Annotated in this window: 20 protein-coding genes; 4 read left to right on the top strand and 16 right to left on the bottom strand. The window is 61.3% G+C overall.

Features of this window, described 5'->3' with window-relative positions:
• Positions 1–105: 105 nt before the first annotated feature.
• The 16 genes from JIO00_RS18315 to JIO00_RS18240 form a co-directional block, all read right to left on the bottom strand.
• Positions 106–897, bottom strand: a complete 792-nt coding sequence (locus JIO00_RS18315) for a ChbG/HpnK family deacetylase (RefSeq protein WP_042932752.1) — start codon at positions 895–897, stop codon at positions 106–108.
• Positions 869–2,086: a GNAT family N-acetyltransferase gene (locus JIO00_RS18310; protein WP_010455642.1), complete on the bottom strand. Its 1,218-nt coding sequence runs from the start codon at positions 2,084–2,086 to the stop codon at positions 869–871. The genes JIO00_RS18315 and JIO00_RS18310 overlap by 29 nt, the downstream gene beginning before the upstream one ends.
• A 4-nt stretch (positions 2,087–2,090) precedes the next feature.
• Positions 2,091–2,780: an N-acetyltransferase gene (locus JIO00_RS18305; protein ID WP_154501212.1), complete on the bottom strand. Its 690-nt coding sequence runs from the start codon at positions 2,778–2,780 to the stop codon at positions 2,091–2,093.
• 86 nt (positions 2,781–2,866) lie between these two features.
• Positions 2,867–4,786: a hypothetical protein gene (locus JIO00_RS18300; protein ID WP_200666538.1), complete on the bottom strand. Its 1,920-nt coding sequence runs from the start codon at positions 4,784–4,786 to the stop codon at positions 2,867–2,869.
• On the bottom strand, positions 4,783–6,087 hold the full coding sequence (locus JIO00_RS18295) for a lipopolysaccharide biosynthesis protein (protein WP_077749050.1): 1,305 nt from the start codon (positions 6,085–6,087) through the stop codon (positions 4,783–4,785). Before JIO00_RS18295 ends, JIO00_RS18300 begins: the two co-directional genes overlap by 4 nt.
• On the bottom strand, positions 6,084–7,085 hold the full coding sequence (locus JIO00_RS18290; protein WP_083376384.1) for a polysaccharide deacetylase family protein: 1,002 nt from the start codon (positions 7,083–7,085) through the stop codon (positions 6,084–6,086). The genes JIO00_RS18295 and JIO00_RS18290 overlap by 4 nt, the downstream gene beginning before the upstream one ends.
• Positions 7,086–7,097: 12 nt before the next feature.
• On the bottom strand, positions 7,098–8,234 hold the full coding sequence (locus JIO00_RS18285; protein ID WP_200666536.1) for a glycosyltransferase: 1,137 nt from the start codon (positions 8,232–8,234) through the stop codon (positions 7,098–7,100).
• Positions 8,227–9,195 carry a glycosyltransferase family 2 protein gene (locus JIO00_RS18280; protein WP_154912663.1) on the bottom strand — a complete coding sequence of 323 codons (969 nt, stop codon included), beginning with the start codon at positions 9,193–9,195 and terminating at the stop codon, positions 8,227–8,229. Before JIO00_RS18280 ends, JIO00_RS18285 begins: the two co-directional genes overlap by 8 nt.
• Positions 9,192–10,559 carry an O-antigen ligase family protein gene (locus JIO00_RS18275; protein ID WP_077749054.1) on the bottom strand — a complete coding sequence of 456 codons (1,368 nt, stop codon included), beginning with the start codon at positions 10,557–10,559 and terminating at the stop codon, positions 9,192–9,194. The genes JIO00_RS18280 and JIO00_RS18275 overlap by 4 nt, the downstream gene beginning before the upstream one ends.
• The gene (locus tag JIO00_RS18270) at positions 10,556–11,644 is read right to left on the bottom strand and encodes a glycosyltransferase family 4 protein (protein WP_010455627.1); all 1,089 of its coding nucleotides are present in this window, start codon (positions 11,642–11,644) and stop codon (positions 10,556–10,558) included. Before JIO00_RS18270 ends, JIO00_RS18275 begins: the two co-directional genes overlap by 4 nt.
• Complete coding sequence (locus JIO00_RS18265; RefSeq protein ID WP_010455625.1) at positions 11,641–13,233, bottom strand: GumC family protein; 1,593 nt, start codon at positions 13,231–13,233, stop codon at positions 11,641–11,643. Before JIO00_RS18265 ends, JIO00_RS18270 begins: the two co-directional genes overlap by 4 nt.
• A gap of 17 nt (positions 13,234–13,250) precedes the next feature.
• Positions 13,251–14,276 carry a polysaccharide biosynthesis/export family protein gene (locus JIO00_RS18260; RefSeq protein ID WP_010455623.1) on the bottom strand — a complete coding sequence of 342 codons (1,026 nt, stop codon included), beginning with the start codon at positions 14,274–14,276 and terminating at the stop codon, positions 13,251–13,253.
• A gap of 22 nt (positions 14,277–14,298) precedes the next feature.
• On the bottom strand, positions 14,299–14,946 hold the full coding sequence (locus tag JIO00_RS18255) for a CpsD/CapB family tyrosine-protein kinase (protein ID WP_010455621.1): 648 nt from the start codon (positions 14,944–14,946) through the stop codon (positions 14,299–14,301).
• A complete protein-coding gene (locus tag JIO00_RS18250) occupies positions 14,947–15,693 on the bottom strand; it encodes a sugar transferase (RefSeq protein WP_010455619.1) in 747 nt (248 codons plus the stop codon).
• Complete coding sequence (locus JIO00_RS18245) at positions 15,690–16,748, bottom strand: NAD-dependent epimerase (protein ID WP_200666534.1); 1,059 nt, start codon at positions 16,746–16,748, stop codon at positions 15,690–15,692. Before JIO00_RS18245 ends, JIO00_RS18250 begins: the two co-directional genes overlap by 4 nt.
• Entirely contained in the window at positions 16,745–18,097 is a 1,353-nt protein-coding gene (locus JIO00_RS18240; RefSeq protein WP_010455615.1) for a UDP-glucose dehydrogenase family protein, read from the bottom strand. The genes JIO00_RS18245 and JIO00_RS18240 overlap by 4 nt, the downstream gene beginning before the upstream one ends.
• A 388-nt stretch (positions 18,098–18,485) precedes the next feature.
• Here JIO00_RS18240 and JIO00_RS18235 point away from each other — a divergent pair, with 388 nt between their 5' ends.
• The 4 genes from JIO00_RS18235 to JIO00_RS18220 all read left to right on the top strand — a co-directional run bounded on the left by JIO00_RS18235 (position 18,486) and on the right by JIO00_RS18220 (position 24,549).
• A complete protein-coding gene (locus JIO00_RS18235; RefSeq protein WP_200666532.1) occupies positions 18,486–20,183 on the top strand; it encodes a sulfatase-like hydrolase/transferase in 1,698 nt (565 codons plus the stop codon).
• Positions 20,184–20,362: 179 nt separating this feature from the next.
• Complete coding sequence (locus JIO00_RS18230) at positions 20,363–21,031, top strand: ABC transporter ATP-binding protein (protein ID WP_077749058.1); 669 nt, start codon at positions 20,363–20,365, stop codon at positions 21,029–21,031.
• Position 21,032: 1 nt separating this feature from the next.
• Positions 21,033–23,504, top strand: a complete 2,472-nt coding sequence (locus JIO00_RS18225) for an FtsX-like permease family protein (RefSeq protein WP_200666530.1) — start codon at positions 21,033–21,035, stop codon at positions 23,502–23,504.
• Positions 23,494–24,549, top strand: a complete 1,056-nt coding sequence (locus JIO00_RS18220; RefSeq protein ID WP_200666528.1) for a lipocalin-like domain-containing protein — start codon at positions 23,494–23,496, stop codon at positions 24,547–24,549. The genes JIO00_RS18225 and JIO00_RS18220 overlap by 11 nt, the downstream gene beginning before the upstream one ends.
• Positions 24,550–24,588: the final 39 nt, after the last annotated feature.

The raw sequence follows: 24,588 nt of genomic DNA, 5'->3' as shown, positions 1-24,588 counted from the left end.
TTAGCCTAAGCCAGGGTGTGGGTGAAAACGCTTTTGATGGGTATAGATCAAGCTTGAAAGTTCATATCAAAGCGCCAGCTTTGAATGTGTTGCAACGTATGTAACTCATTCGAGCGCGGCTTCACCGGTCACCAAATGGCTGTTCAAAACACCATAGGATGCCCGCGGCACACCGTGAAGACGCCGCTCTAGAACAAGGGTTAGAGACTCTTCTGGCTGCAAATAGGCATCACCGAAATCAGCGCCAAGCTGAGTCGGATGAGCCACGATTTCCAGCACACCATCGGTCGGCATGGCCTCATTGCGCAGGTCCACTGGCGTGCACACATAATCCGCAGTCACACCCGCCAGGCTCTGCAAACGACTGTTGAGCAAGGTCTTGAACACGCGCTTGGGCAAGCTCAGGTTTTGCCCCAGATTGCGCGCAAGGCGCACGGGCACCCCTTGGCTCGCGGCGAAGCGGGCGACGATCTCACCGATGGGCCAGATGTTGTGAACGTGTTGATGGGAATCGATGTGGCTGGGCCGTACACCGTTGTCCACGCAGCGTTGCCATTGGGCGTTGAGCTCCTCCAACACTGCGTCGCGGTCCCCCCGGCTCAGCCAGAGGCGATGGCGGGACAGGTTGAGATCGAACACCCCATGGCTGTCACAGAAGTTCCTTCGACCCAGAATCGACTGACTCAACGGACGCCCATACGTGAGGTTGAAATGCAGGCCGATCCGGTCCTTGAGCAACGGATGCTGGGCCATGATGCACGCCGCTTCGAAGGCCGGCATATTGGCCATGGCCGTGGCGGAGCTGATCACCCCCGCCTGGAAGGCGCCCAGGATTACCGCGTTTTCGCACGGGCTGAGACCGAAATCGTCAGCGTTGACTATGACTTGGCGAGGCATGGTCGCCCTCCCTGTTTGTGTCGGTTGGCTTCGTTGCTTTGACCACTGCGGCAACGGGCGCCGGTGCAGTGGCAACGGTCGCTGCTGCCCGTTTGGCTTGCCATTTCTGCAACAAGGGTTTGAGCCGCTGCCAGAGTCTCAGGGCCAGGCCCAGCGCCAGACCGCTGGGGCGCCAGGAATAGAAACTCCAGCGCCAGTGTTCGAGTTGCCCGGTCATGCGTTCGTGCAGTTGATGGCTGGAATTTTCCAGGCTCACCCGCGAGGCATCGATCCAGCGCCAGTGCTCGTCCAGCCCCCAGCGAATCCACTCGTCGAGCAGCACCCGACCGCTGCCCAGATCGGCGTATTGCGGCAGGAACGCCAGGTTGTAATCGTACAACCGGCCTTGCTCCAGCAACCCGAGGCGGTAGCTGATGCAGCGCCCGTCCAGCTCCAGCACCACGACCCGCACCAGCCCCTGTTCGGCGAGGGCAGTGAAGGCTCGGTCCATCCATTGTCGGTGACGTTCGTCGGCGAAAATCCCGACGCCTTCATCGCCTTTCCAACTGACCGCTTCGACTTCACTGATGGCCTGCAACAACGGGCCCATGGTCGACGCATCGGGGGTGATCCGTCGAACCTGAGCACCACAGGCTGCGATGCGTTTGCGTGCGCGGCGCAGTTTATAGCGGGGGTCACCCGAAACTTCCTGGTGGTCCGCGTCGCTGATCACGTGCACCGGCACCCGACAGCTGAGGCGCCGTTCACCGGTCGAGCTGTGCGCCATCCACTCGGTCAGCACGCTTTCTTCGCCGACCGGTTCCGACAACTCGTTGAGTTGCAGCAGGGCGTGGGGAAGTTGTCGGCGTATCTCGATCAGTGCCTTGCGGATATTCTCCGAGTCCGTTTTTGCAAGGAGCGCGAGGCGGTCGGCGAGTGGGTAGCCAAGGTGATGCAGCACGCGAAACGGCAGCCTGGCGAAACGCTCGACGGAGGCCACCAACGGCAAACACAAGACCAGCTCATGACCCTGCCAGCCAAGCAACACATGCAAGCGTTGCCCGGTGGTCAGGGCCTGTTCGGATGCACGCATCCAGGCCAGTGTGTTGAACGGTGTGTGGTCCGTCACTCGCAGACGCAACGCTTCATAAGCCGTTTCCGGGAAATCAGCGGCGCACAACGAAGTGCGCCATTCGAATCGTGCTGCCATAGGGTCAGCTCACCGCTGCTGTGGCGGGTTCACGTGCCGGTTTGCGCAAGGCATCCAGGCGTGAGCCGCTGTAATGGGTTTCGCGGTAGAAGCGCCAGCGACCAAACAGCTCGTAGACGTTCATGATCCGCCCTTGTTCCTTGTAGCCGGTGCGTATGTGCAGCTTGAGGGCAGGGACATTGTGGGACTCACAGACATCCACCACTGTGTGGCAACCCTGGTCCAGCATGGCTTTCCACAACTCCGTCTGCACATCCATCGACAGCGCGGTGCCCCAGTACGCGCGGGTCAGCTCGCCGCCGAATTCGAAGAACTCGCCTTCTTTCACCGGGAACCAGCAGCCGTAATAGTGTTTGTCGTGATAGTTGCGTGCCGCACCCCAGATGAAGGCCACCGCATCACCCTTGTCGTCCAGGTGCATATGCCCGGTGTAGCCTTCACGGGCCAGTTCGGCCATGGTCTCCACGCGGTCACCGAAGTAACGGGTGAACGCCACGGCGTTTTCCGGGGTGATGCGCACTACCTGCAGCGGCGGGTAGGGCCGGAGTTTGTAAGGCGGCAATGGAGTGATCAGGTCGCGCTCCATCCACAACAGTTCCTCGTGGGAAAACACGTAGTGCTTCCAGATTTTATTGAGGGTGGCACGCCAACCCTTTTGTCTGATGTGTTGGCTGAGTTTCTGCAAAACGCTCATGTTATTGACTCCTGACGGTCTCGGCCGCGAGTGGAGTGATGCGAGGTGCGGCCAATGGCCGATTTCGCTATTCAATACTTGGCAATTCATGAGGCGCTCCAGCTGAGATTGAACAGGGTCCGTCCTGGCAGCTCGAAGCTGACGCGACCGTCCTGGCAATTGAAGGGTGCGTCGCGGGCGCGGTTGTCGGCACCGAAGTAGCTTAATGAACCGTTGGCCAGCGGACACTGGACTCCAGTCAGGGCCACACGCTGCAAGCGCGTGGCTTTATTGACGCCCAGAAGGTTGCGCTTCTTGTCCTCGGCCATGGCCAGCACGTCGACCTCGAAGGCGTCGTTATCGAGGAGCATCACGTCGTGCAGCCAATGCTGGCGGATGAACTGCTGAGCCAGGCCCACGGGCTTGAGCTCGAAGCGATCGTCGCCGAGGACACGCAACATGCCTTTGGGGTAGTTCGGTTCGTCAGCAGCCTGGAACCAGCTCAGCATCTCCAGCAAGCCATCCTGGGACGAGTTGATGACGACCGACGTCCACCACAACGATGCGAAGTGGGTTTCCTGATCGTAAGGACTGAGGCTGGAACCGCTGGACATGTTGGTCTGGTCCAGCAGCAAGGCTTTGCGCGGCCGGCCCTGGGCGTCGAGGCCGACCAGGTCGGCGGCGCGGCGCACGCTGTCACGGTAGACCCGTGTTGCCAGCAGGTCGCGAATCATCCATTCGTGCCAGGCCAGGGCATCGATGTTGTCGCCGGATTCGGCCAGCAAGCGTTTGGCCCAATCGATGCCGCGTTTGTCGGCGGCGTTGTCAGCAAACGGGCCGTTGACCAGTCGCGAACTGGCGGGCATGGCGATGCGCACGCCGGCCTTGGCATTGGCGGGATTGCTACGCACTTGCCGGGCCATGCTGTTGAAGATGCTTTGGTAGTTGGCGTAGTCCGGGTAATTGAGGTTCGGCTCGTCGGCAAAACCGATGTAGTGCGTGCCTTTGCCACCCAGGGCCCGGGTCGACGCGAGCCAGGCGTCGAGCCCGGCGTTGCTCAGGGTGTCGGCGCGCAAGTCAGCCTGGCGCTGGCTTCCGGCCAACAGCGTGATGTCCTGGGTGATGCCGAAGCGGTCCTGATACAGCCGACGGAATTCATCTTCGTAGTGCGGATTCTTCGCCGTGATGTCGACGAAACTGTAGTAAGTGCCCGCCTGTGGCTTGAGTGCATCGAGCACGGCATAACTCGATTCCGGCACCTTGACGTAGGGCAGGGCGATGCCCAGGTTCGGGGTCGGCCCCAGCATTTTATTGTGCAATGTCAGCCGGACCTGGCCATCGTCCTCGCGCAGGGGCTTGAGTTGCTGCGGATTCTGGGCGAAGAGGTTGGCGGTGCCATCTAGCCAGAACGCCACCTTGCCGCTGCCTTGCAGGCGCAGGCGCCAGACCTTTGCTTCTGTGGCGACGGGCAACTCGACCTTGTCGAACTGCCAATAACCCCGATACGGTTTCAGCGCCAGCGCCACTTGTTTGCCGTCGCCCACGCGCTGCGCTTGCAAGGCGCTGACTCCGCCGTGGAACTTACCGGCCAGCACTGCGCGCTCACCCGGCGCTACCTTGAAGTACAGCTCATCGCCGTTGTGGGTTTCGGCGCTGAAATGCACCTTGGCCGGGGCGAACAACGCCACCGTGTGTTCGTCGTGTTCAACCCGGTAGCGACGGAAGCTGTAGCCCGGAATTTCCAGTTGATAGCTGGAGGCGCTCGGGGTCAACGGCCAGCTCTGGCTGCCGCGCGATTCGCTGGCGGCGATCAGGCGCTCGCCCTGGAGTTTGCCCTGGCCGTCGAGCAGGTACAGGCGTTCTTCGTTGGCATCCGCCTGCCACGCCGGCGCCCAGCGAATGGTCAGCGTGTCGGGACGATCCGGTTGCAGGTACAGGCTGCCGTCGCGAATATCGGCCCAACGCATGGGCGCCGCCTGGGCGCTCAGCGCGAGGCCAAGGCTAAACAGCAGGACCAGGCGTTTCATGCCGACTTCCGTTGCAGCATGTGCAGCATCGGCGTTACATCGCTGGGCAGGATGATCAGGGTTTGCCAGACCGGCACGCCGCTCAACCGGCAGTACATCACCAGCAGCGCGAGGGTGACCGCGAGGTAGGCGATGGACGAGGCCGCCGCCGCGCCGACGATCCCGTAGGCCGGAATCAACACCAGGTTCAGCGCCAGGTTCAGCAAGGCGCCCAGCCCCATCAACAGCGAAATCGTGCCGGGACGGTTTTTGCCCAGCAAGTCCAGGCGCAGGATGCTCGCGTAGCACAGGCCCAACAGGCCCGGCAGCAGCGCCAGCAAGGCCGGATACGCCGGCTGATAGGCCGCGCCGAACAGCGTCACGATGAGCCATTCGCCGATCACCGCCATGGTCACGCAGGCGCCGAGCATCACCGTGGCGGTCAGGCGCAGGGCCAGCGGCGTCACTTTGTCGATGCCTTCTTCCTGTTGCAGCAGGCGTTTCATCAACGGCGTGGTCACGGCTTCCGGGACAATCAGCAGCAACTCGGCGGCGGCGCTGGCCATGGCGTAATGACCGAGCGCGGTGCTGCCGAGCAGGGCGCCGATGAACAGGTAATCGGAGCGCAGGATCACTTGCTGGAACAGCAGGTCGGGATGGCTGCGAGCGCTGTAGCGCAGCAGCTCGTTCTGGCTGGCGCGGTCCCATTGCAATTTCAGGGGCTGAGCGCGTTTGAGCCAGAACCAGCCCGCCAGTACCACCAGGCTGATGCCTGCCAGCCAACTGATCAGGGCTGCTTCCAGCGCGGCGTCTTTCCACATCCAGAACAAGGCGAGGAACAACAGCAGCGGCGCCAGGGATTCCACCAGGCGCAACGCGTTGAAGGCCACCACGCCGCCAGAGGCGTTGTGCAAGGTCAGCAGTCCGCTCTTGAGTACGGTCAGCGGCACCGCCAGCAACAACAGCCAGGCGAGCAGGCCCAGTTGCGTGGTGATGTCGAGTTCACTGCCGAACTCACGCACCAGGGCGACCACCAGCAAAGTCAAAAGACCCGCCAGCAAGCAACCGAACACCAGCACCTGACTCAGCAGCAACCCCATGGGGCGTTGCTTGGCCGCCTGAAAACCCACCGCCGAATTCAGCCCGCCGCTGGTGGCGGCGCTGATCAGGTCGGGCAAGGTGCTGAGCAGGGCAAACAAACCCCGTTCGCTCGGCCCGAGGATCCTTGCGAGCAACACGTTGCGCATCAGCCGCAAACCGATCATCGCCAGTTTGGTGCCCATGCTCAGGGCCAGATGCTTGAGGTAATGGCTGCGGCTCATGTGCGGGCCCCACGGAACAGGCGCCAGGACAGCAGCTGCGGATTGCGCGCCACCCGTTGGCTGACGCCGAAACGGGGCAGGTTCAAGGGGTCATCGGTGCCCCGATAGATCCCGGTGCCGGTGCCCAGGGCGAACGGGTAATCGTGATCGGCAACGTGTTCGCGTACCCGCGCATCGTTGTCGCCGTTGGGGTAGCAGTAGACCGGCAGCGGACGGTTGCAGCCATTGTGCAAGGCGTCGCGGCTGCGGCTGAGTTCTTCATGCAAACGCTGATCATCGAGGCCGGTGAGAATCGCATGGCTGGCGCCGTGGGGACCGAACCGCACCAGCCCCGAGCCTTCCAGCATGCGCACCTGCTGCCAGTCCAGCGCCTGGGGCAATGACTCGTCCGGGCACTCGTCGGTCAGGCGATTCAAGTCAGCAGGGCTGAGGGTTTTCAGGCTGTGCAGAAAATGCAGCAAGGCCAGGCTGCGACGTTCCACATCCAGTTCATCGAAGGCTACCGGCAACGGCCGACCGACTTGTCGCAGGCAATCGATCAATTGCATCCGCGCCCGTTCACCGTGGCTGCCCCAGAGGGTTTCGCCGATGCTCTCCCACCAGAACCGCTGGCGGCTGCCGATGAAATCGGTGGAGAGAAAAATGCTCGCCGGCACCTGGTATTTTTGCAACAGCGGGAAGGCATTCAGCGCATTGTCGCGCCAGCCGTCGTCGAAGGTCAGGGTGATTTTCGGGCGATCCGATCTCACCGTGCCGGGTTGCAAGATGTCCATCAACGACACGCAATCGAAGTGTTTTTTCAGCCACACCAGCAAGTGTTCGAAGGCTTTTGGCCCGACACAGAGCTCATTGCGATGGGGCAGTTCGGCGGCGTGGTCGCTGGCCAGCACCCGGTGCAGCATCAGGATCACACCGGCACCTTGCAGTTGATTGCGGCCCACCGGCGAGTTGAGATAAAGCCAGCCACTGGTACGTTTTAATAGTTGTTTGATCGCCATGGCTCAGTCCTTTCAACGGTTTTGCTCAGGGTTCCACTGGGCGTACCGCTGCCCCCGCAGGAACTGCCACAGACCGATACTCATCCCGGCCAGGGTCACTAGCAGGAACGCGGCGAGGCGGAAAGGTTTGGGCAGACGGTGTTGCGAATCCAGCAGACCGGCGATGGCCACGGCGTAACCGAGCAGTTGCGCGACCAGGCTCAGGCGATAGAAACCGTGTTCTTCCCACAGCCAGAAATTGCTCAGCAACAGCGGCAACAACAGAATCGGCGCCAGACGGCGGATCAACTTGTGGCTGATCAAGGCAATCGAATACAGGCCATGTTTCAGCGGATTGAGCAGCTCGCTACGTTGGGCCAGGCTTTGCAAGCCCCCGACGGTAACCCGCTGACGGCGGCGGAATTGTTTGTCTGCTTCATCGACGCCTTGGTCAATTACTTGCGCTTCGGGCACATAGACAATGCGCTTGAACGCCACCGGCGCGCAGGTGCTGATGAAGAAGTCATCGTTGACCTCGGCCGGCACCTCCTGGAACAACTCGCGGCGCAGGGCAAGCAGGGCGCCGTCGGCGGAGACCATGCAGCCGGTGCGGTTTTCCACCCTGCGCAGCCAGCCTTCGTAATGCCGATAGAGACTGTCGCCGATACTCAGGCCACCGCCGGTGACCGGGATCACCATGTGCCCGGCGCACGCGCCAACCTGGGGATCGCACAGCGGCGCCAGCAGGTGACCGAGGGTGTCGCGGGACCATTGGTTGTCGGCATCGGTGAACACCAGAATATCCCCGGTGCTCAACGCCACGCCGGCATTCAGGGTCGCGGCCTTGCCCTGGCGAGGCAGGTCGAGGATGGTGATGCGCGGGTCGATGACCTTGCGCGCACAGGCCACGGTGTCATCGGTCGAACCGTCGCTGGCCAGAATGATCTGCAGCGAGGCCGGCTCATAATCCTGAGCGAGCAACGTGCGCAACTTGTGTTCGATGTGCCGCGCTTCATTGTGCGCGGCAATCACGATGCTGATGTTCATCGGTTCCGGTGGCGCATGGCTGCGCGCCGCAAACAACGGCGCCAATAACGTCAGCAGCAGCGGATAACCGAGGTAGGCGTAGACCGGCAACAACAGGCACAACCAGAAAATGAATTCAGCCACGGGCAGGCCTCCTGGCTTTCCAATGACAAAAACTGAGAACAAACGCGGCACCGGCCAGGTGCAGACGCAACCAATGCAGGCCCCAGAGTTGCAGGGTCAATAGCAGATCACGGTGTTTGAAGGTCTGGCGCATGCTCAAGGCCAGCGCCGGTAGGCTGGTCAGGAACAACATGAGCGCCGCATGGTGGGGGAAGCCATCGAGCAGGGCGGAGATTGCCAGGAAATCCAACATCCAGGCGGCGAGCGACATCAGCGGGAAGCGCAGCAGACGCATGCTCATCCCGTGACTGCGCAGTAACTGCAGATGACTGCCCTGACGCCAGAATTCCTTGCCCATCCATTCACGCCAACTGCACTCATACCCCCAATGCAGGGCGACGGTCTGGTTGACTGACAGCAGGCGCGCGCCAGCGTGGGAAAGGCGCATGGTGAAATCCTTGTCCTCGCCGGTGCGCAGGGTTTCATCGAAGCCGCCGACCTTGTCGAACCAGGGGCGGCGCATCAACAGGTTGGAACTGGGCAGCCAGCGCACCGTCTGCACCGTCTCGTTGTTCGGACGCAAGGTGCGACGTTGCCAGGCATTGGCATACCAAGGGGCTTCGGCCGGGGTGTGCAGGTCCAGCCCGAGGACGTCGACCTGAACCGCGGGCTCGATTTTCAACAACAGCGTGAGCCAGTCCTCGGGCATCTCGACGTCGGCATCGATGAAAGCCAGCCAATCGCCGGTGGCGATGGCCGCACCGCGATTGCGCAAGGCGCCGATGAGCACGCCCGGCAGCACCAGCACCTGAGCGCCGAATTGCCGGGCTATCTGCGGGCCCTGATCGTCGGAACCGTTATCGACCACGATCAGCTCGCATTCCAGACCGGCGGCGATGGCAGCGCGTTGCGCAGCCAGCAAGGTCCGAGCGATGTGGCGAGATTCGTTGTACATCGGAATAACAATACTGATGCGGCTCATGCCTTGGCCTCCGCGAGTGGGCTTTCTTCGGCTTTCAAACGCAGCACGCTAGTCAGGGCGAGCATGATCCACACGTACTTCTGATTGGGTGCGCTGAGGAACATCAAAAACAGCGTCAACGACAGGAAACTCATGCTCAGGTGCGTCAGCAAATCTGCCTGTTCGCGGTTGCGTCGCTGCATCCATGCACGACGGGCGCGGACCAGGTTGTACAAACCGAGGCCGAGCATGCCGACGAACAACAGGCCGGCGGGAATCCCCAGCTCACTGAAGATTTCCAGGTAGGTGTTGTGGGCGCGACGGTAGAGGTCGCCGATTTTGCGGTTGGCCGAAAACGCCTTGGCATAACCGGTGGTGGCGTAGTGCAGCGGGAACGTCCCGGGGCCGGTGCCCAGCAACGGGTTCTCGCGGATCATCTCGCTGCCGACCACAATGTACGAGGCGCGACGGCCGAGGGATTGGTCCTGGCTCTTGGCGCCGGCGCTCAAGATGCTCAAGGACTGAATGCGCTCGATGTAACCCTTGGGCATCGCATAAATGGCCAGCGGAATCACGATCACCAGGCCCAGCATGGCAAACCCCAGGTGCCGAGGACGGATGCGTTTAAGCTCGGCGCGGTAATGCCAGACGCCGATCATCAGGCTGAGGAACAGCACCACCAGCCCCGAACGGGATTCAGTCTTGGTCATGCCGCCCAGCAGCAAAATGCAGCAAGCGACCCAGAAAATTCGATGCAGAAAGTGCGGGCTGCGCACCACCAGCAGCAAGGCAAGCGGCACGGCGAAGGCGATCAGCATGGCAAAGGCGTTCGGGTCTTCCAGCAGGCCGGCGGCGCGCCCCTGGTCTTGGTATTTGCTGGAGAACATCGCCAACACGCAGGTCGCCGTGACACTGAGGGTGACCATCTTGGCGAACAGGTCCATGTTCAGCTCGCGGCCGATCAGCAGGGTGATCACAAACAGCACCAGGCCGACACTCAGTTCTCGCAGGTGCCCCATGGACATGCCCATGTTGTCGGTGTTGATCACGCTCAGCAGGTACAAGACCATGAACCAGATCAGGTAGCGCCAGATGTTGCTGCGCAGGCGTTCGGAGGGTATCTGGTGGATGGCCAGTTGCAGCATCAGGATCACGGCCAGTGACGCGCCGAGGAACTTGGTGCCCGACAGCGAATTATCCTTGAAGAAACCTTCGAACGGCACCAGCGCCGCGATCCCGAGCAAACCCCAGGTGGGTTTTCGGTAAAGCAGCGCGACACCGACCAGGCCCAGCACCGCTCCCGGCGCCAGATACGGATAAGGGCTGGCCAGCAAAGCGAGGCAGACCAGGCCAAACAAACTGACGATCGAGAGCGGAAAGATCACGCGCGTGCCTCCCGTGCAGTACGGAGATAAAGTTGCGACCAGCGTTCGGCCAGGGCCTTGAGGTCGTAACGGTCCAATTGCGTACGTTTTGCGTTGTCGATCAGGTTGCGGGCCATGGCCGGTTCAGTCAGCAACGAGCCGATCTGGCGGGCGAGGGCGGCGCTGTCGGCGGGTGTCGCCAGCAGGCCGTTGTGCCGGTCTTGCAGCACATCGGGGATCCCGCCGACGCCGAACGCCACCACCGGCACACCGGCTTGCATCGCTTCGAGCAGAATCATCGGCGTGCCTTCGGTGCGCGAGCTGATCACCAGCGCATCGAGTTGTCGCCACCACACACTCATGTCGGTCTGGTAACCCGGCAGGGTGATGCGGTCCTGTAAACCCGCTTCGTTGATACGCGCCAGCAGCGTCTCCCGTTCCGGGCCGTCGCCGAGCATCACGGCGTCCAGTTGCGGGTGTTGCCGGCAGAGTGGAATCAGCGCATCGAGAAAAAAGTCCGGGCCCTTTTCACTGCTCAGCCGCCCGACGTAACCGGCCAGCCAACGCTGGCGTTTCGCGTGACGCGGCAACAGTCCGTCAGTCGCCGGCAGACCATTGGGAATCACCTGCAGCTTTTCCGCCCGGACGCTGGCCTGACGGCACAGCACGGCGATGCTTTCGGCAACGCAGACCACGCGATTCACCGACGCGGTGCGGCACAGTTGCAGGCTCAGCCAGGTGTAGAACTTCTGCTTGCGGCTGCGCGGTGTGAAACCGTGCTGGGTAATCACCAGCGGCAGGCGCAATAACGTTGCGCCCACCCAGCCAAACAACAGGCCCTTGAAGTTGTGCGTATTGATCAACGGCCGTTCCGCCCTGCGCTGGCGCAAATGCGCCAGTAATTCCCCCAACCCCGCGCAACCCCGGCAGTCGACCCCCGCCTGACGAAACCGCGCGATCAAGTCTGGCGGCGCATCGAGAAACAGCACTTGGTGCTGCCCCGGCGTCGCCAGGCAATGGTCCAGCAGCATCCGCTCAGCCCCGTAGAAGCCGCCGCTGCTGAGCAAATGAATGATCGGCAGGGAAGGGATGAGCGGCGCGTTCAATTGCGCACCCAATGCACGAGGCGCGGTAAGGACCAGTTGCTGTGCGGATTGGTGGGTTCCACGTTCTGATCGTTGATCACCAACAGCACCGGCAAGCCCAGTTCGTGGGTGATTTGCGCTGGGTGTTTGAAACGGTGATCGAAGAACTCACGCACGTAGACCAGGGCAATCGCCAGCAAGAGACCGGTGAACAAGCCGAACGGAATGATCAGCATCGGTTTCGGGAACGCCGCTTCGGTGGGCTCATACGGCGGGCTGAGCACCCGTGCGTTGGACAGGTCGTTGTCCAGCGAACGTGCGCTGCTGCTTTCGGCGAAGCGTTGGGCATAGGTCGAGAACGCCGCGTGCAACGCGTTGATCTCGGTGTCCATCTGCCGCAGCTTGCTCTGGGTTTCCTGCAACTGGTGGATGCGCTCCTTGAACTCGGCAATGCGCTTGGTTTTCTGGTCGATCACCGAGCTGACAATCGCCAGATCAGTGTTGCGTTCCTGAATCCGGTTGCTGACCACTTTCAGAAACTGCTGACGGGTGCGGGCGATTTGCTCGCGGGTCAGCAACATCGGTTCGCTGCTTGGCTGGAAGATCGCCAGGTCGTTCATGTAGCGGCTGACCTGCGTGGTCAGGGCCTCACCCATCTGTTTGATCTCACGATCCTCGAACGCCACATTGTCCACGGTGGTGGTGAAGGTGTAGGGGAAGGTGTAGTCGTTGAGTTTCGAGTTGCTCGCTGCGGCCAGGCTGGTTTTCAGGTAGTCGAGCCAGCGTTGGCTTTGCAGCAGGCGATCGCGGTACAGGTTGAGCGCCTGCTCCTCGGTGTTGATGGCATTGAGGCGGAAGGTGATTTCTTCCTTCGGATCGGACGAGCCGACCGCTTCAAGCAAGCCCAGCCGAGTGCCTTCCAGGCCATCGAGCCGCACCTGGTATTGCTTCTTCTTGGTTTCGTAGAACGACTGCGGCAAATCGATCGATTGCAGTGCCTGACGGCTCGTCAGGTAGTTCTGCAGCAAGGCTGCAACGAAATTGGTGCCTTGGGTTGGATTGTCGAAGCTGTAGATGATGGAGATCACGTTGGAGCCTGGCAGGGTCTCGATTTTCAGACTGTCGATCGCCTGTTGGGTCAGGGCATCCAGCGCCGTGTCGCGTACCGGGTCGGTTTCCAGGCCCAGGGTGGCTTTCATCGGGTTGATCACGTATTCACGCAGCGGCGTGGTCACGTACTGTTTGAATGGCTGGGTCACCAGTTTGTTGAAAACGCCAGGGGTAGGCGTGTACTCACCCTTGTCGCGCAACTCGCTGATGGTCTGCCGGATCAACGCCGGCGAGCGCAGGATATTGCTCTCGGTTTCCATGTCCGCCAGGGACGGTGGAATGAACGAGGCGTTCTCTTGGTTGAGGGAGGTTGTGGCGTCTCCCTGTGAGAGTTTTTTGGACTGCACGATCACCTGGGCGGTGATATCGAAGCTCTGTTTGAGCATCAGCGGCAGGACCAGCGCGATCACTGCAAAGACCAGGAAGACTCGTTTCACCAACTGCTTGTTGGCGAAAAAGATCCTGAAGAACTCGTGCAGGTAGTTTTCCTTTGGATTCATGGTCGGTCACCTGAGAGTTAGTTGCTGTCACTGTCTTTGTTGTCGACGCGGTAGCCGAAGCTGAAGCCCACGCCCTGGAACAACACCACGTCTGCCAGTTGCCGCGCGAGCTCACCGGCGCTCGCCAGTTTGGTCTTCGGCACATAGAGCATGTCGTCCGGTTGCAGGTACGCAATCTGCGACGCATCGCCGGCCAAAGCCTTTTCGACGTCGTAGCGCACGGCCTGCACCTGGTTGCCATTGCGGCGCATGATCATCACCGAGTCGAGCCGCGCCTTGGTGTTGCTGCCACGGGCCAGGGTCAGCGCTTCAAGCACCGAGACCGGCCGGCGGATCGGGTAGGACCCCGGTTGGCCAACTTCGCCCAGCACATAGATTTCGTTACCCGCGGTGGACTTCAGCAGCACGTCGACGGTCATCCGCCCCGGCAGCTTCGCGTAGCGTTGGTTGAGGAAGGTTTCCAGTTGATTGACGGTCATGCCTTGCAGCGGCACGGCGCCGATTTCCGGGAAGCTGGCGTAGCCGTCGGTGCCCACGGTGATCTCCCGGCTCATGCCGGTAGCGGGGTGGTTCAGGGCACTTTTGAGGTTCGACTCGTTGCTCAGCGGGCTAATGACCTGCACGGACAACTGGTTGCGGTTCGGCTGGAACAGCTGTTTGCGCTGGTAGGCGCGCTGGATTTCCTCACGCGCCTGTTCGGACGTCAGCCCGGCGATTTTCACCGAGGTGTTGGCGCCCGGCAGTTCAATGGTGCCATCGGGCAGCACCAGTTGATTGCCGTTGAGCTGGCTGGCAGCGGTGAAGTTCAGGCCGATCTGGTCGCCGGACTGGATGCGGTAGGCGTCCGAGCCGCTGGTGCTGATGTGAAAGATCACGTCCAGCACATCCTGTGGCCGCAAGGTCTGTTCGACCTTGGGCATGTCAGTGGCCTGGGCGTTGGCCGGTGAGGCCGTGAGGATATTCACCGGCATGTTCTGGGTTTCGGAAGTGCTGGAGCAACCTGCAAGCGGCAGCAACAGCAGGACAAGCATTTTGGCGTTCATGTCGTCATCCTTTTCTGATTGCTCACAGGTTTTTGTAGAGCCATTTCGGCATGTAGTACTTGCGCCGGTTGAAGACGCTGCCGACCAGTTTCGCGCCGGCCTGGGTCAAGCGCTGAACCGCCGCCTGGGCTACTTCCCAGCGCGTGTCTTCGGAGCGCACGACCATGATCACGCCGTCCACCTGGGTACTGATGATCATGGTGTCGGCGGCGGAATACACCGCGTCGCCGTCGATCACCACAAAGCGATACTGACTGCCGAGCTGATCGAGCAACGGGCCCAGGCGTTCAGGGGTCAGGTGCTCGGTGCCACGCACATACCGGCCGTTGGGCAGGATGTGGAAGGGCAGACTGGAGACGTTCACCACGCAGTCCTGCAGCAGGGGCGGGCTCTGGGTGTTGAACAGCAGGTCGCGAAAACCGCGCTCCTTGGTCAGCCCCATCTGTTGCGTGAGGTTGGTCGATGACTGACTGGCATCGACCAGCAACACTTCGCCGCTGCTCATTTTCGCCAGCTGACTGGCCAGCGCCAGGGCACTGGTGGTGGTGCCGGCGCCGGGGTTGGCGGCGGTCAGAAATAGGATCCGCAGATCTTGATCGAGCACGGTCGAGGTCAGGTTGGACTCGCTCGGGTTGGCAATGCTTAGGCTTTTGGCTGATGAACCGTCCATTTAACTCGCTCCGTGGCCGCTGAATACTTTGAAGGGGGTTTTCAACAGGATCTTCAGATCAAGCAACAGGCTCTGCTCGGCGATATAGCTGAGGTCCAACTCAACGCGCTGGTCGAAGTCGATGTTGCTGCGCCCGGAGATCTGCCACAGGCCGGTCATGCCGGGGTAGATGCTCAGGCGTGCAAGGTGATTGTCCTTGTAGCGGTAGGCGTTGAACGAGGTTGGCCGCGGGCCCACCAGGCGCATGTCGCCCATCACCACATTGATCAGGTTCGGCAGCTCATCCAGGCTGCTGCGCCGCAGGAAACCACCGATGCCGGTGATGCGCGGGTCCTTGTCGATCTTGAAATCGATCGCGTCGGCTCCGTGCTTGTTCAGGTGACGCAGGGATTCTTTAAGCTCCTCGGCGTTGGCCACCATGGTGCGAAACTTGTACATGCCGAACATGCGACCGCGGTAGCCCGTGCGTTTCTGCACGAACATCACCGGTCCCGGGCTGCTGAATTTGATCGCCAGTGCCAGGCCCAACAAGATGGGCGAGATCAGCAGCAGAATCACCAACGCACCGAGGCAGGCGACCACGCGATTGGTGCGCGACAGCGTCCAGGGGCGACCGCCGTCACGGCCGGTCATCCAGCCACGACCCTGCATATGGATCGCGGTGTCGAGGCGCATTCGGTGCTCCGGGTCCAGGCGCTTGTCTCGGCGCATCTGTTGCATCGGCACCGTTTTTTCATGTCCAGTCATAGAATCCTCCGCTGAAGTTCAGCCGCTAGCGGCGCGTGGGCGATAGGCAGTAGGTAGTAATCGCGGAACCAGGCGATGAAGCGCCCGAGTCCTTCATCCAGCTCGATACAAGGCTGAAATCCGGTTGCCCGAGCCAGGTCGCTGGCATCGGCGCAGGTGTTGAGCACGTCGCCCGGCTGCAGTGGCAGCAACTCGACGAGGGCTTTTTGTCCAAGGTGTTTTTCCAGCAGCGCCAGGTAATCCTTGAGTTCCACCGGGTGCTGGCCGCCGATGTTGAAGATCCGCCACGGCGCCATGCTGCTGGCCGGGTCCGGTTGTTCACGGTTCCATTCGGCGTTGGCTTGCGGTGGACGGTCGATCAGGCGTGCGATGCTCTCGATGATGTCGTCGATGTAGGTGAAATCGCGCTGGTGTTCGCCGTAGTTGAACAACTTCAGTGGCTGCCCTTCGGCAATCGCCCGGGCGAACTGGATCGGCGACATGTCCGGCCGACCCCAGGGCCCGTACACGGTGAAAAAACGCAGGCCGGTGCAGGGAATGCCGAACAGGTGGCTGTAGCTGTGGGCCATCAGCTCGTTGGCTTTCTTGGTCGCGGCGTATAGCGACAGCGGATGGTTGACGCCGTCCTTCACCGAGTAAGGCGTGTGCTGGTTCGCGCCATACACCGAACTGGACGAGGCGTAGACCAGGTGCTTGACCGGGTGGTTGCGGCAGCTTTCGAGAATGTTGAGGAACCCGCTCAAATTGCTGTCGAGGTAAGCCCGTGGGTTCTCCAGGGAGTAACGCACCCCGGCCTGGGCCGCGAGGTGAATCACCACCTCGGGCTTTTCACGGACAAACAGGGCCTCGATGGCGGGACCGTCGGCCAGGTCAACCGTCGCGAGCTGGAAAGCGCCAACCTGCTCCTGCACCCAATTCACGCGGTCGTGTTTGAGTTGCGGGTCGTAGTAATCATTGAAATTGTCGAGGCCGAACACCTGGTGCCCGTCACGGATCAACCGCAACACGCAATGGGCACCAATGAAACCGGCCGCTCCGGTGACGAGAATCTTCATGGCCGCGGCGCCTCGGGAACGATGTGCCGCAGGCCGATGCCGCTGTAGTGCAAACCGGCGGCCGCTACCTGTTCCGGGTTGTAGAGGTTGCGACCGTCGACGATCACCCGCGAACGCAGTTTGCTTGCCAGCAATTCAAAGTCGACCACGCGGAAGTTTTTCCACTCGGTGCAGATCACCAAGGCGTCGGCGTCCTCCAGCGTGTCGTCGCGGGTGGCGCACAGGTGCAGGTCATTGCGGTAGCCGTAGATGCGTCGGCATTCGGACATGGCTTCCGGGTCATAGGCCTGCACGCTCGCGCCTTCAGCCCATAACGCATCCATCAGGTAACGGCTGGGGGCTTCGCGCATGTCATCGGTGTTGGGCTTGAACGCCAGGCCCCAGATCGCGATGGATTTGCCGGCCAGCCCATCGGGGAATTGTGCTTTGAGTTTGCTAAAGAGAATGTGGCGTTGGCTGTCGTTGACGTCGGTGACGCTACGCAGCAAGCGCAGCGGCATGCCGTTGTGTTCGGCGGTATGCAGCAGGGCGCGCAGATCCTTGGGGAAGCACGAGCCACCGAAACCGCAACCTGGGTAGATGAAGTGGTAACCGATGCGCGGGTCCGAACCGATGCCTTTGCGAACCGCTTCGATATCGGCCCCCAGCAGCTCGGTGAGGTTCGCCAGTTCGTTCATGAAGCTGATGCGCGTGGCGAGCATCGCGTTGGCTGCGTATTTGGTCAGCTCGGCGCTGCGGTTGTCCATGAACATGAGCTTTTCATGGTTGCGGCAGAACGGCGCGTAGAGCTCGCTGAGCTGGCCGCGGGCTTCCTCGTCGTCGGTGCCGACGATGATCCGGTCCGGGCGCATGCAATCGGCGAGGGCGCTGCCTTCCTTGAGAAACTCGGGGTTGGAGACCACCCGCACATTGAGGGTGCTCTTGCCGCGACGAAGCAGTTCTTCGTGGGCGGTGGCGGCCACCTGGTCCGCGGTGCCGACCGGCACGGTGGACTTGATGATCAGGGTGCGATCAGCCTCCATGTAACTGGCGATCTGGCGGGCCACATTCAGTACGTGACTGAGGTCGGCCGACCCGTCTTCATCGGCGGGCGTGCCCACGGCGATGAAAATCAGCTCGGCGTGTTCGACCGCATCGCTGGCCTGGGTCGTGAACAGCAAACGGCCGGCCTTGATGTTCTCTTCCAGCGTGCCGGATAACCCCGGTTCGCTGATCGGCGGCACGGCCTGTTGCAGTTGCTTGATCTTGTTTGGATCGATGTCGACACATAAGACACGATGTCCGACATCGGCCAGTGCCGCTGCTTGTATCAGGCCGACGTAGCCCGTACCAAATACGCTCACGTCCATATTGGCGTGCCTCGTAAGACGGTTGAAAGAACTGAAATAAGACTGTCAAAAGGGGTATAGCCCAGCGTTGGGAAAACGTGTCAGCAAAATGACATGTTGCGCAGCTATAACAGCCCCATTTTTGGGGCGTTTTGCCATCAAGTGCTTGCCACTGCTGGATTTGCCGCGGTTTTGACGGGTTTTTCACAATTCGAAGAAAACGATAAACGGTCGTAGGGCTTGAAACACAAGGGTTGTAGCCGATCAGGTGTGTCAGATTTGAGTCAACGTTTTTTTGACGCTTTGTGTAAAAACCCGACATTTCTTGCGCTTTGATGGCCCGGTGCTAGTGTCAAAAAATGGCTGACAATCTATTGGCCAACGGACGGCCGCGAGCATCGGAAATACTATGATTCGATATCTCAAAGAACTGCTCTTAGTTCTCTACTTATTCAAAAATTACGACTATTACCTGGAGCGCTTGAGCGCGTTGGGAATGGGTTTGCCGGTGCTGCTGTTTGGCGGGATGTTTATCGGGCTGACCGTGGCGCTGTTCATGACCGCGTACATTCGCCAGACGCTGATCCGTCATCTATTTGCTCTGATGATGTTTGTGTCTGCCGTGTTTTTCGATGTCTATACCCGCGTCACGGCCGACTACCTGACCTACAGCAGCTTCGTGTCGCTGGTGTATTCCGGCGGGTTCATTCAGGAGGCGGCATACCAGTACCGCGACGCGATCATCAGCGGGGTGGTCGGCGGCTTGCTGCTGTTGTTCGGTATCGGGCTCAAACCGCGTCGGCGAATGCCGCTGCCCGGTGCGTTGCTGGTGGCGGCGCCGGTGCTCGGAGTGCTGCTGCTCAGTGCGGTGTTGTTCGTGCGAGCCGGCGAAGGCGCCCGTGGCCTGCCGATCATGTACACGCCGTTGGCCTACTTGAACCTGTTCACCTATGAAGCCCTGCACAACACCGTCGGCCCACGCGAGCCTGTGAGCCTGGCGCGCAACGACGCGCCGCCGGGGCACGACATCGTTCTGATCATCGACGAAAGCATTTCCGGCAACTACCTGGACATCAACGCCCCGTTCGGTGTGCACAGCAACCTCAAGGAACCGCGCCCGGGCGTCGCGATCTTCAATTACGGTTACGCCGCGTCCATTGCCAATTGCAGTGCCGACACCAACATCACCCTTCGGTACGGCGGCACCCGCGCCGACTACATGCGCATCAACAGCACGATGCCGTCGATCTGGCAGTACGCGAAGAAGGCCGGCCTGCGCACCGTCTACATCGATGCCCAGCGCACCGGGGGCAACTTGCAGAACCTGATGAACGACGCCGAGAAAAAGGACATCGACGAGTTTGTGCAATTCGACCAGGCCAGCGTGCGTGATCGCGACATGGCGGCCGCGGCGAAACTGATCGACCTGCTCAACGACGGCAAGCCCGAGCTGGTGGTGATCAACAAGGTGGGCGCGCATTTTCCGGTGCATGACAAGTACCCGGATGCGTTCATGGCCTATCGCCCGACATTGCCTCGGGGCCAGTTTGTCGAGGTTGCGGACACCGCCAAGCGCGATGGTTTCAACGGACAGCCGGATGATTGGGTGCTCTACCGCAACGCCTACAAGAACACCTTGCTGTGGAACGTCGGGGAGTTTTTCTCACGGGTGTTTGCCCAGGCAGACATGAGCAATGCGCTGCTGATCTACACCTCGGACCATGGGCAGGACCTGCATGAACGGGGCAATCCCGGGTTGAATTTGCACTGCGGCGGTGATCCGGTGGCGGAGGAGGGCTTGGTGCCGCTGGTGGTGATTCAAGGGGATCAGTTGCGCACGCTGGATTGGCAGAAAGCGCTGGCCGCGAACAAGGATCGGTCGAGTCACTACAACATCTTCCCGACATTGTTGCAGTTGATGGGCTATGACCTGGCGGGGATCGAGGCGGTTTATGGCAAGCCGTTGAGTGTGCCGACGGCGGACGACTTTACGTTCAACTATCGGTTCAATGCGCGGCTGGGGGCGAAGCCTGAGTGGAAGTATATTGATCTGAACAGCATTGTGACGCCTTCGCAGGCGCCTACAAATGTTGCGGTGGGGCAGTGAGGTTTTTGGTTGACTGATCCGGCCTCATCGCGAGCAGCTCGCTCCTGCAGGGGTGTCTGTCGTTCAAAAGTCCCCTGTGGGAGTGAGCCTGCTCGCGATGGCGTCAGCCAGATCAGAGAGAAGTTTTCGGATGTACTCTCGGCTATCCTAGGCGCTCTGACTTCAGCGAGCCTCCCTTCATGCTTCAGGTCCAAGGCGTCTTTAAAAGCTACGCCACTCCGCAAGGTCCTTTGCCGGTGCTGCAAGGTGTCGACCTGACATTGAAACCCGGCAGCAGCCTGGCGCTGATGGGTGAGTCGGGCAGTGGCAAGAGCACCTTGCTGCACTTGATCGCCGGCCTCGACAAGGTCGATCGCGGCAGCATTCAAAGCGGCGAGCATCGGCTGGACCAGATGAACGAAGGGCAACTGGCGAACTGGCGACGGACTGAAATCGGCTTGGTGTTCCAGCAGTTCAACCTGATCGGCAGCCTGCGGGTCGAGGATAATCTGGCTTTTCAGGCACGCCTGGCCGGGCGGCATGATCCGCGCTGGCAGGCGCACCTGGTGCAGCGGCTGGGCTTGAGTGATTTGCTGCGGCGTTACCCGGAGCAGCTTTCCGGTGGGCAACAGCAGCGAGTCGCTTTGGGCCGCGCCCTGGCGTCGAAGCCTAAATTGTTGCTGGCCGACGAGCCCACCGGCAGCCTCGATGAAGCCACCAGCGATGAAGTGCTGAAGTTGTTGCTGGAATTGCTCGACGACAGTCCGACCACCTTGTTGATGGTCACGCATAGTCATCGCGTTGCCGCACGGCTGGCGGAGAAAGTGGTGCTGCATCGCGGCCGTCTGGCTGGCGCGGGCGAACACTGAGGTGCGCGTCTTTCGCGAAACGCTGCGGGCGTTGCTCAGCCATTGGTGGCAGCACCCGGTGCAATTTTTCAGTGTGCTGACCGGGCTCTGGCTCGCCACCAGCCTGCTGACCGGTGTAGAGGCGCTGAACAGCCAGGCGCGTGAAAGTTATGCGCGAGCCAGTCAGTTGATCGGCGGTGAACCGCAGGCCAGCCTCAGTGCGCCCAGTGGCGCGACCTTTTCCCAGCAAGTGTTTGTCGACCTGCGTCGCGCGGGCTGGCCGGTCTCGCCCGTGCTGCAAGGGCGGGTGACGCTCAAGGGCCATGAAGAGCAACGTCTGCAGCTGATGGGCATCGAACCGGTGTCGCTGCCGGCCGGCTCGGCGGTGGCGGGGCGGTCGCTGGCGATCGAGCAGATTGTCGAATTTTTCACCCCGCCGGGCCGCACCTGGATCTCGCCGCAGACCTTGCAGGCGTTGGGTCTGCACGAAGGTGAACGGCCAGTGAACTCTAATGGCGAGATTCTGCCACCGCTGCACGTCCAAACCGATATGGCCCCCGGCATGTTGCTGGTGGACATCGGCTTCGCCCAGCAGATTCTCGGCCTGCCGGAGCAACTGTCGCGCCTGTTGTTGCCCAAGGATTTCAGCGCCGCACTGCCCGATCAATACAAAGGCCAGTTGCAGTTCAAAACCAGCGGTGAAGAAAACAATCTCTCGCGGCTGACGGAAAGCTTTCATTTGAACCTCGATGCCTTGGGTTTTCTGTCCTTCGTGGTCGGCCTGTTCATCGTTCACGCCGCGATCGGGCTGGCGCTGGAGCAACGTCGAGGCTTGCTCAGAACCCTGCGCGCCTGTGGGGTCAGCGCACAAATGCTGATCACGTGTCTGGTGGTTGAACTCGGAGCACTGGCGATGATCGGCGGTATTGCCGGCGTCGCCAGCGGCTACCTGCTGGCCAGCGTATTGTTGCCGGACGTGGCCGCCAGCCTGCGCGGTTTGTACGGCGCCGAAGTGGCGGGGCAGTTGAGCCTCAGTCCGTGGTGGTGGTTCAGCGGGGTGGGCTTGAGCCTGCTGGGTGCGCTGCTGGCCGGGGCCAACAGTCTGCTGCGGGCGGCGCGCCTGCCGTTGCTGGCCCTGGCCGATCCGCAAGCCTGGCATCAGGCTCACGCGCGCTGGTTACGGCGTCAGGGTTGGGTCGCGGCACTGGCCGCTGTCATCGCGCTTATCGCCTTGTTCCGGGGGGACAGCCTGGCCAGTGGTTTTGTGCTGATGGCAGCTCTGCTGATCGGGGCCGCACTGGCCTTGCCGGTGGTGCTGAATCTGGTCTTGAACCTGGCACTGAGCCGCAGTCATTCGGTGCTCGGCCAATGGTTTCTCGCCGACTGCCGTCAGCAACTGCCGGCGCTGAGCCTGGCGCTGATGGCGCTGCTGTTGGCGCTGGCGGCGAACATCGGTGCCGGCAGCATGACCGCCGGTTTTCGCCAGACCTTCAACGACTGGCTCGAACAACGCCTGACCGCCGAGCTTTACGTCAATCCGCAAAACCCGGCCCAGTCCCGAGAGCTGCACAGCTGGCTCAAACAGCAACCTTCATTGACTGCCGTGCTGCCCAACTGGCAGGTATCGATCCAGCTGCAAGGCTGGCCGGCGGATATCTTCGGCGTGATCGATCACCCGACCTATCGCCAGCATTGGCCACTGCTGGAAGCCTTGGGCGACAATCCTTGGGACCGCTTGGCCAAGGACGATGCGCTGATGCTCAGCGAACAACTGGCCCGCCGGTTGAAGGTGCGGCTCGGCGATCATTTGACCATCCCCACACCGGGCGGCCCGTGGTCACCTCGGATCGTCGGGATTTACGCCGACTACGGCAATCCCAAGGGGCACCTTCTGGTGAACGCCAACCATTTGCTGCGCGGGTGGCCGCAGCTCACGCCCAATCGTTTCAACCTGCGCATCGAGCCCGCGTTGATTGCGCCATTCCTCAAAACGCTGCAAAGCCGTTTTACCCTGGACGACAGCCGTATCGTCGATCAGGCGCGCCTCAAGGGCTGGTCCACGCAAGTGTTCGAACGCACCTTCGCCGCCACCGCCGCGCTCAACAGCCTGACCCTGGCCGTCGCCGGTGTGGCGTTGTTCATCAGCCTGCTGACCCAAAGCCAGAGCCGCCTCGGCCAACTCGCGCCGCTGTGGGCGCTGGGCGTGACGCGCCGGCAACTGATGCTGCTCAACCTCGGACAAACCTGGCTGCTGGCGACGCTGACGCTGGTGCTGGCATTGCCGTTGGGGATCGCGTTGGCGTGGTGCCTGGACACGGTGATCAACGTGCAAGCGTTTGGCTGGCGATTGCCGTTGCGGGTGTTTCCGTTGCAGCTGCTGCAATTGATGGGGCTGGCGTTGCTCGCAACGTTACTGGCGTCGGCGTGGCCGCTGTATTCGCTGTACCGCACGCAACCGGCGGACCTGCTGAGGACGTTTGCGCATGAGGATTAAGGTCGGCGTGTTGCTATTGGTTTTGTTGAGCGGCTGCGACAACCCCGCGCCTGACGAGAAAGGCTTCGCAGGTCTGGGTGGTGACGCCTCCGTATTCACACCGGTAGTGCCCGGGCGAGAATTCAGCTTCCCGGCAGATCACGGTCCTCACGATAGCTTTCGCATCGAATGGTGGTACGTCACTGCCAATCTCAAGGACGATCAGGGCCGCGAGTTCGGCGTGCAATGGACGTTGTTTCGCAGCGCGTTGAAAGCTGTCCCGGAGCAGTCGGGTTGGGGCAATCAGACCATTTGGCTGGGGCACGCAGCCGTGACGTCGGCAACGGCCCATCACGCGGCCGAACGTTACGCCCGTGGTGGCGTGGGTCAGGCGGGGGTGAGTCTCGCACCGTTCAATGCCTGGATCGACGATTGGCGCTTCAGCAGTCAGGGGGCCGATGCCTTGGCGGACCTGCAACTCAGCGCCCGGGACAAGGGCTTCAGCTACCAACTGCGGCTAACGTCCACCCGCCCGCTGGTGCTTCAGGGTGACAAGGGTTTCAGTCAGAAATCCGAACAAGGGCAGGCGTCGTATTACTACAGCCAACCGTTTTTCCAGGCCAGCGGCGCGCTGGAAATCGACGGCAAGACGTATCCGGTCAGCGGTCCGGCCTGGCTCGATCGCGAGTGGAGCAGTCAGCCACTGACTGCGAACCAGACAGGATGGGACTGGTTTTCGCTGCACCTGGACAGCGGCGAACAGGTCATGCTTTATCGCATGCGGCAAAAGGACGGCGCGCCTTACCTCACAGGCACGTGGATCGATGCTCAAGGCCAGGCTCAGTCATTGCACGCCTCCGACATCAGCCTCACACCGCAAGACACCGCCAAAGTCGCCGGGCGTGAAATGCCGGTGCGCTGGGCGATCAAAATCCCGGCCAAACATCTCGACATCTCCATCACCGCCCTCAATCCCAACGCCTGGATGGATTTGCGCATTCCTTACTGGGAAGGCCCCGTGCAATTCAACGGCGGCACGGGTTATCTGGAAATGACCGGGTATTGAGTCGGAACTCTCGGTTCGGCGACGGCCTCCTAAGTTAAC

This window comes from Pseudomonas sp. SW-3 (genome assembly GCF_016615645.1).
Classification (GTDB): Bacteria; Pseudomonadota; Gammaproteobacteria; order Pseudomonadales; family Pseudomonadaceae; genus Aquipseudomonas; species Aquipseudomonas mandelii.
This window is presented reverse-complemented; position numbering and strand designations above follow the sequence as displayed.